The organism is Pseudomonas sp. CM27 (assembly GCF_013179515.1).
Classification (GTDB): domain Bacteria; phylum Pseudomonadota; class Gammaproteobacteria; order Pseudomonadales; family Pseudomonadaceae; genus Aquipseudomonas.
The window spans coordinates 23170-30612 of record NZ_JABMCN010000032.1; the positions used below are offsets into that span (position 1 = coordinate 23170).

General features: G+C 63.2%; 8 protein-coding genes and 1 pseudogene. 5 read left to right on the forward strand and 4 right to left on the reverse strand.

The annotated features are described in order from the left end of the window. Positions 1 to 11: 11 nt before the first annotated feature. The gene (locus HP547_RS06310; RefSeq protein WP_172225446.1) at positions 12 to 1313 is read left to right on the forward strand and encodes a mechanosensitive ion channel family protein; all 1302 of its coding nucleotides are present in this window, start codon (positions 12 to 14) and stop codon (positions 1311 to 1313) included. Positions 1314 to 1484: 171 nt separating this feature from the next. On the opposite strand, the gene HP547_RS06315 is transcribed toward HP547_RS06310, so the two are convergent. The 4 genes from HP547_RS06315 to HP547_RS06330 all read right to left on the reverse strand — a co-directional run bounded on the left by HP547_RS06315 (position 1485) and on the right by HP547_RS06330 (position 4544). After that, the gene (locus tag HP547_RS06315; RefSeq protein WP_172285765.1) at positions 1485 to 2420 is read right to left on the reverse strand and encodes an AEC family transporter; all 936 of its coding nucleotides are present in this window, start codon (positions 2418 to 2420) and stop codon (positions 1485 to 1487) included. A 1-nt stretch (position 2421) separates the two neighbouring features. Next, positions 2422 to 3297: a carboxylate/amino acid/amine transporter gene (locus HP547_RS06320; protein ID WP_172225443.1), complete on the reverse strand. Its 876-nt coding sequence runs from the start codon at positions 3295 to 3297 to the stop codon at positions 2422 to 2424. A 223-nt stretch (positions 3298 to 3520) separates the two neighbouring features. After that, complete coding sequence (locus HP547_RS06325; protein ID WP_172285766.1) at positions 3521 to 4120, reverse strand: FMN-dependent NADH-azoreductase; 600 nt, start codon at positions 4118 to 4120, stop codon at positions 3521 to 3523. Positions 4121 to 4229: 109 nt separating this feature from the next. Beyond that, positions 4230 to 4544, reverse strand: coding sequence for a 3-phosphoglycerate kinase (locus HP547_RS06330; RefSeq protein ID WP_172285767.1), 315 nt, complete (start codon positions 4542 to 4544; stop codon positions 4230 to 4232). A 48-nt stretch (positions 4545 to 4592) separates the two neighbouring features. Here HP547_RS06330 and HP547_RS06335 point away from each other — a divergent pair, with 48 nt between their 5' ends. The 4 genes and pseudogenes from HP547_RS06335 to HP547_RS06350 all read left to right on the forward strand — a co-directional run. After that, positions 4593 to 5516 (forward strand): LysR family transcriptional regulator, encoded by a 924-nt coding sequence (locus HP547_RS06335; RefSeq protein WP_172225437.1) that lies wholly within the window; start codon positions 4593 to 4595, stop codon positions 5514 to 5516. 13 nt (positions 5517 to 5529) lie between these two features. Next, a complete protein-coding gene (locus HP547_RS06340) occupies positions 5530 to 6342 on the forward strand; it encodes an alpha/beta fold hydrolase (protein WP_172285768.1) in 813 nt (270 codons plus the stop codon). Next, on the forward strand, positions 6336 to 6893 hold the full coding sequence (locus HP547_RS06345; RefSeq protein ID WP_172225433.1) for a peptidylprolyl isomerase: 558 nt from the start codon (positions 6336 to 6338) through the stop codon (positions 6891 to 6893). The genes HP547_RS06340 and HP547_RS06345 overlap by 7 nt, the downstream gene beginning before the upstream one ends. Before the next feature lie 63 nt (positions 6894 to 6956). Beyond that, positions 6957 to 7443 (forward strand): annotated as a pseudogene (locus HP547_RS06350) (multidrug ABC transporter ATP-binding protein); the annotation flags it as partial.

Below are 7443 nucleotides of genomic sequence, written 5' to 3' on the forward strand. Positions count from 1 at the left end.
TACGCAAACCCATGGATATCCAAAGAATCTGGCGTGACTCCCTCGACCTGTGGGGCACCCTCGACCAACATCCCATGCTGCACGCTGCCATCGGTCTGGCGGTGCTGCTGCTGATTTCCCTTGTCATCGGCCGCCTGGCACGCTTCCTGATGCTGCACGGCGCCCGCTTGCTGGCCCGCCAACAGGCGTTGAAGTGGCTGGACGACCTGCGCCACAACAAGGTCTTCCACCGCTTGGCCCAGACCACACCGTCGCTGGTGCTGCAATTTGGCCTGAAGCTGGTGCCGGAGCTGTCCGACACCGCTCAGCACTTCCTCGGCAATGTCGCCCTGGCCTTTACCCTGCTGTTCATGACCATGGCGCTGTCGTGCCTGCTGGATGCCCTGCTCGACATCTATGCCCGCACCGAACATGCCCGCACCCGCTCCATCAAGGGCTACGTGCAGCTGGCCAAGATGATGCTGTGGATCTTCGCCTCCATCGTCATCGTCGCCACCCTGATCGACCGTTCGCCGCTGTTGCTGCTGTCTGGCCTGGGCGCCATGTCGGCGGTACTGCTGTTGGTGTACAAGGACACGCTGCTGTCGTTCGTCGCCAGCGTGCAGTTGACCAGCAACGACATGCTGCATGTGGGTGACTGGATCGAAATGCCGCAGGTGGGTGCCGATGGCGATGTGGTGGATATCACCTTGCACACGGTGAAGGTGCAGAACTTCGACAAGACCATCGTCTCTATCCCCACCTGGCGCCTGATGAGCGAGTCGTTCCGCAACTACCGCGGCATGCAGCAGTCCGGCGGCCGGCGGATCAAGCGCAGCCTGTTCATCGATGCCGCCGGCGTGCGCTTCCTTACCCGCGAAGAGGAGCAGCGTCTGAGCCAGATACAGCTGCTTGGCGACTACCTGGCCGGCAAGCGCCAGGAGCTGCAGAACTGGAACGAGGCGCTGGGGCCGGTGGCCGAGCTGTCGGCCAACCGCCGCAAGCTGACCAATATCGGCACCTTCCGCGCGTTCGCCCTGGCCTACCTGAAGAACCACCCCAACATTCACCCGAACATGACCTGCATGGTACGGCAGATGCAGACCACCGCCGAAGGCGTGCCGCTGGAGATCTACTGCTTCACCACCACCACGGTGTGGGCGGACTATGAGCGGATTCAGGGGGATATCTTCGACTACCTGCTGGCGGTGCTGCCGGAGTTTGGCTTGAGCCTCTATCAGCAGCCGAGTGGCAATGACATGCGGGTGGGGTTGGCCGGGCGTATGGCGGCCGAGCCGATGCCGCGTCGCCTGGAAGAGATGAGCGAGGCTTGAGATTGCCGGGGCTGCTTTGCAGCCCATCGCCGGCAAGCCAGCTCCCACAGGTACCGCGCAGTTCCGCAAGACGGTGGTGTTCCCGTTTGGAGCTGCTTTGCAGCCCACCACCCCCACAGTTACTGGGAGCTGGCTTGTCGTGGCGACTAACCGCGGCGACAGGGCCTTCGGCTACCCCGCATAACCCAGCAGGTACAACAACCCGGTCAAGGTCAGCAGCGAAGCCACGGTCGACAACAGGATCGTGCGCGATATCAACCCCGCCTCACGGTTGTAATACTCCGCCAGCATGAACGGCCCGGTCCCGGTCGGCAGTGCCGCCAGCAGCACCGCCGAAGCCGCCCACATGGTCGGCAGGCTGAACACCTTGAACGCCAGTACCCAGGTCAGCGCCGGCTGCCCCACCAGCTTCAAGCCCACCAACGGCCATGGGTTGGCCTGCGCGCCCGGGCGTTTTTCTGCCAGAAACGCGCCCAGCGAGATCAACGCGCAAGGCGTGGTGGCCAACGCCAGCATGTCGAGAAAGTGCATCACCGGCTCGGCCAGGCCCAATCCAGCCATGGCCCACCCCGCCCCCGCCAGCGGCGAGAACACCAGCGGGTTCTTCGCCAGCGCCTTGCTCACCAGCAGGATCGCCCGGCCAATCTGCCGCTCCTCCTGCAGCCCGACCTCGATCAGGGTCAGCGAAATGGCAAACACCAGGCACACCACGAGCAACGACGAGATCAGCGCCGGCTGCAGGCCTGCCTGGCCAAACAGCAACAAGCACAAAGGGATGCCGATGTAGCCGGTGTTGGCATACCCGGCACTCAGCCCGTCGATGCTCGCCGCGACCAGGCCGTGGCCGCTGTGCAAGCGCCACAGCAGGGTCACCACGAACATGGCCAGGGCGCCCCCGCCAAAGGCGACGATGAACCCCGGGTGCCAGATCTCGCTCCAGGTGGCTGTGGCGGTTACCTTGAACAGCAACGCCGGCAGGCACAGCCAGACCACCATCTTGTTGATTTCGGCGGCGGCCTTGTTGCCCAGCTTGTTGGTCTTGCGGCACAGGTAGCCGACCAGGATCAGGGCGAAGATCGGCGCGACGATGACGAAGACAGTGTGCATGTCAGGCCTTGCCGGCCAATGGCGCTTGCCCGCGAGCACCCAAGCGGCTCAACCACACCGACGCCAGAATGATCGCGCCGCCGATGAACAACCGCCCCAGCGGTTCGTGCTGGTTCCAGATCAGCAGGTTCAGCAGCAGCCCCACCGGTACATGCAAGTTGTTCATCACCGCCAGCGTGCCGCCAGAAACCATGCACGCACCCTTGTTCCACCAGTACAGGCCCAGCGCCGTCGGGCACAAACCCAGGAACAGCAGCACCAGCCATTGCACGTCGGTACTCGGCAGGTGCTGCGCATTGCCGAACAGCAGGAACGCCGGCAGCACCACCAGCAAGGCGCCGAGGTAGAAGTAGCCAAAACGCGCGTAGTGCGGCAGGTCGCTGGGGTTGCGGGCGACCAGGTGACGGTACAGCACCTGGCCGGCAGCGTAGGTGAAGTTGGCCAGTTGCAGCAGCAGGAAGCCGATGAAGAACTCGCCGCTGATGCTGTCGAAACGGATCACCGCCGCGCCGGCCACGGCCACCAGCGCCGCCACCAGCGCCCACGGGTTGAAGCGCCGGTTCATGGCGTCCTCTATCAACGTCACGTGCAGCGGCGTGAGGATGGTGAACAGCAGTACCTCGGGCACGGTGAGCACGCGAAAGCTCAGGTACAGGCAGACATAGGTGATGCCGTACTGCAACGCGCCGATCAGCAGCATCGAGCGCATGAAGCGCGGTTCCACCTGGCGCCAGCGGGTCAACGGCAGAAACACCAGGCCGGCCAGCAGCACCCGTGCGAGCACGGCGAAATAGCTGTCGACGTGCCCGGCCAGGTACTCGCCGATCAGGCTGAAGGAAAACGCCTGGATCAGCGCGACGATTATCAGGTAGCCCATGGTTGCCTCTCGTGGATCAAGGCCGCGACCTTAGCGGGTTGCGGGCTTTGTGTTCAACCATGAGGAATGTGGGGGCTGTGCCGGCCTCTTCGCGGGCTTGCCCGCGAAGAGGCCGGCACAGGCCGCCACCAAATCCCAGGCATAAAAAAGCCCGGCCAAAAGGACCGGGCAGGTACACCCAAAGGAGCAAAAACAGGTGTCAGGGTTGGGAATTCGTTAAGCCTCAGGCCACCGCCGCCAACTTGGCCTTGGCCTGGTTCAGGCCCTTCTCATGGAACTCGCCGCTCATGTTCAGGCCTTCGGCATGGATGAAATCGACATCGTGAATGCCGATGAAAGCCATTACCTGGCGCAGGTACGGTTCCTGGTGGTCGCTGCTGGCGCCGGCGTGGATACCGCCGCGGGCAGTCAGCACGATGGCGCGCTTGCCGGTCAGCAGGCCCTGCGGGCCGGTAGGGGTGTACTTGAAGGTGATGCCGGCACGCAGCACATGGTCCAGCCAGGCCTTGAGGGTGCTGGGGATGGTGAAGTTGTACATCGGTGCAGCCATCACCAGCACATCGGCGGCAAGCAATTCATCGGTCAATTCGTTGGAACGGGCCAGGGCCTCCAGCTCGGCAGCGCTGCGCTGTTCTTCCGGCTTCATCCAGCCGCCGAGCAGGTTGGCATCCAGGTGTGGCACCGGGCTTACCGCCAGGTCGCGTACGGTGATCTGATCGGCCGGGTGGGCGGCCTGCCATTGCTGGATGAAGTCACGGGTCAGCTGACGAGAAACGGAATCCTGCTGGCGGGCGCTGCTTTCGATGATCAGTACGCGGGACATGAGGTGCCTCCATCGGCAAAAAAGGGTGCGATTCGATGGAGGTGAGATTAAGGCTTGACCTATCGATAAAAAAGCGTAAAAAGTGGGTTCAATCTATCGATTTATCGGTTTATTCCGCCGCGCAGCTCAACGCGATGCGCAGCTTGATGATCTGCCGGTTGAATTTGGCAGTGACGTCGACACTTTTACCCGCTGGCACGTTTACCCGGCGCACCCGCGGGGCCTCCGGGCCATTGCGGAAGGTTACCTTGCACGCTGCCGGAACCTGCCCATAGTTGTTCAGGGTAATGGCGCCAATGTCGTAGGCCGTGTCATACGCGGTGTAGTCAAGCTTGACCCCGGCCAGCTGCTTCTCTACATCGATGGGGTAAGCCATGGCCCCGAGGGGCAGGCACATCAGTATTGCCGCACAACATTTCTTCATGGGCCGCTCTCCTTGAAAGAGCGCAGCTTAGGACAACAGGAGCGAAACATGAAAGCGCCGCGCGTAACCCTTGACCAGTGGCGGACCCTGCAAGCAGTGGTCGATCACGGCGGGTTTGCCCAGGCCGCCGAGGCTCTGCACCGCTCACAGTCATCGGTCAGCTACACCGTGGCGCGCATGCAGGAGCAACTGGGCGTGCCGCTGCTGCGCATCGATGGCCGCAAGGCGGTGCTCACCGAGGCCGGTAACGTTCTGCTGCGCCGCTCGCGGCATCTGGTCAAGCAGGCCAGCCAGCTCGAAGACCTGGCCCACCACATGGAGCAGGGCTGGGAAGCCGAGGTGCGTCTGGTAGTCGATGCAGCCTACCCCAGCGCCCGCCTGGTACGCGCCCTGGCCGCGTTCATGCCGCAAAGCCGTGGCTGCCGGGTGCGCCTGCGTGAGGAGGTGCTGTCTGGCGTCGAGGAAGTGATGCACGAAGGCATCGCCGACCTGGCCATCAGCAGCTACAGCATCGGCGGCTACCTGGGCGCCGAACTGAGCGCAGTGGAGTTCGTCGCCGTCGCCCACCCCGAACACAGCCTGCACCGTCTTGGCCGCGAGCTCACCTTCCAGGACCTGGAAAGCCAGCTGCAGGTGGTGATCCGCGACTCTGGCCGCGCGCAACCGCGCGACGTCGGCTGGCTGGGCGCCGAACAGCGCTGGACCGTGGGCAGCCTGGGCACCGCCGCCACCTTCGTCGGCAGTGGCCTGGGCTTTGCCTGGCTGCCCCGGCACATGATCGAGCGCGAGCTGCGCGATGGCGTGCTCAAGCCTTTGCCGCTGGATCAGGGTGGCAGCCGCCATCCACTGTTCTACCTTTATTCGAGCAAAGAGAAGACCTTGGGCCCGGCCACGCAGATTCTCATCGACCTGCTGCGCAACTTCGACACTGCGCCACTGGACGTGCCCTTCGCAGCCCCCCCACAAGCCTGAGAGGACCGCGCCCGTGGCCTATTTCGAACATGAAGGATGCGCACTGCATTACCGGGAATATGGCCAGGGCGAACCGCTGGTACTGCTGCACGGCCTGGGTTCCAGCTGCCAGGACTGGGAGTTGCAGGTGCCGGCGCTAAGCCGCCACTACCGGGTCATCCTCATGGACATTCGCGGCCACGGCCGCTCCGACAAGCCCCGTGACGGTTACCAGATCGCCACCTTCAGCGCCGACCTGCTGGCCCTGCTCGAACACCTGCACACCGGTCCGGTGCACCTCGTCGGTTTATCCATGGGCGGCATGGTCGGTTTCCAGTTTGCCGTCGACCACCCGCAGCTGCTGCGCAGCCTGTGCATCGTCAACAGCGCCCCGGAGGTCAAGCGCCGCACCCGCAGTGACTGGGTCTGGTGGCTCAAGCGCTGGGGCCTGGCGCGCATCCTCAGTGTCGAAACCGTCGGCAAAAGCCTGGCCGAACGCCTGTTCCCCAAACCCGGGCAGGCCGACTTGCGGCAAAAGATGGCCGAACGCTGGGCACGCAACGACAAGCGCGCCTACCTCAAGAGCTTCGACGCCATCGTCGACTGGGGCGTGCAGGAACGCATCGGCCAGATCCACTGTCCTACCCTGGTAATTGCCGCCGACCACGATTACACCCCGATACACCTGAAAGAGCGCTATGTCGCCCTCATGCCCAACGCCAGGCTGGTCGTCGTCGACGATTCGCGGCACGCTACACCCCTCGATCAACCCGAGGTCTTCAACCAGACCCTGCTGCAGTTCCTCGCGGCCGCCTCCACCTCTCAAGGATCTTTGAGCCCATGCTGAAAAAACTCCTGCTCACCGCCTGCTCGGTTGCCTTCGCCACCAGCGTCATGGCCTCCGACAAGACCCCGCACGTCATGCTGGACACCAGCTTCGGCCAGGTCGAAATCGAGCTGAATGCCGAGAAGGCGCCGATCAGTACCAAGAACTTCCTCGAATACGTCGACAGCGGTTTCTACAACAACACCATCTTCCACCGTGTGATCCCCGGCTTCATGGTGCAAGGCGGTGGCTTCACCGACCAGATGGTGCAGAAAAACACCCAGGACCCGATCAGGAACGAAGCCAGCAACGGCCTGCTGAACACCCGTGGCACGCTGTCGATGGCACGCACCTCGGACCCGAACTCGGCCACCAGCCAGTTCTTCATCAACGTGGCCGACAACGACTTCCTCAACCCCGGGCGTGACCGTGGCTATGCAGTGTTCGGCAAGGTGACCAAGGGCATGGAAGTGGTCGACCAGATCGTCAACTCGCCGACCACCGTCAAGAAAGGCATGCGCGATGTACCGGCCGACCCGGTCTACATCAAGTCGGCCAAACGCATCGACTGACCGCAGGCTTCACAGGGACGTGAAACCGCCTGAGGGCCGGATGGAACAGGAGTGTCGCACCCCATGCTTTACCGCCGTTTCGAACAGCTGATCGATATTTTCCGCGAGGCGCCCAGCGAGTCGCCGCCCACCACCGTGTGGCCGTTCTACCTGTACTACCTGCGCCAGGTGTGGCCCAGTTTTCTCGCCCTGCTGGTAGTCGGCCTGTTCGCCTCGCTGATCGAGGTGGCGATGTTCAGCTACCTCAGCCGCATCATCGACCTGGCCCAGGGCACGCCAAATGCCAACTTCTTCAGTGAGCACAGCGGTGAACTGATCTGGATGCTGGTGGTGGTACTGCTGCTGCGCCCCGTGTTCTTCGGCCTGCACGACCTGTTGGTGCACCAGACCATCAACCCGGGCATGACCAGCCTGATTCGCTGGCAAAACCACAGCTACGTGCTCAAGCAGAGCCTGAACTTCTTCCAGAGCGACTTTGCCGGGCGTATCGCGCAGCGCATCATGCAAACCGGCAACTCACTGCGCGACTCGGCGGTGCAAGCAGTGGACG

Excerpts from the sequence above, each read along its gene's own strand:
- HP547_RS06310 (WP_172225446.1), top strand. The coding sequence starts at position 12 with ATGGATATCCAAAGAATCTGGCGTGACTCCCTCGACCTGTGGGGCACC.
- HP547_RS06315 (WP_172285765.1), bottom strand. The coding sequence starts at position 2,420 with ATGCACACTGTCTTCGTCATCGTCGCGCCGATCTTCGCCCTGATCCTG.
- HP547_RS06320 (WP_172225443.1), bottom strand. The coding sequence starts at position 3,297 with ATGGGCTACCTGATAATCGTCGCGCTGATCCAGGCGTTTTCCTTCAGC.
- HP547_RS06325 (WP_172285766.1), bottom strand. The coding sequence starts at position 4,120 with ATGTCCCGCGTACTGATCATCGAAAGCAGCGCCCGCCAGCAGGATTCC.
- HP547_RS06330 (WP_172285767.1), bottom strand. The coding sequence starts at position 4,544 with ATGAAGAAATGTTGTGCGGCAATACTGATGTGCCTGCCCCTCGGGGCC.
- HP547_RS06335 (WP_172225437.1), top strand. The coding sequence starts at position 4,593 with ATGAAAGCGCCGCGCGTAACCCTTGACCAGTGGCGGACCCTGCAAGCA.
- HP547_RS06345 (WP_172225433.1), top strand. The coding sequence starts at position 6,336 with ATGCTGAAAAAACTCCTGCTCACCGCCTGCTCGGTTGCCTTCGCCACC.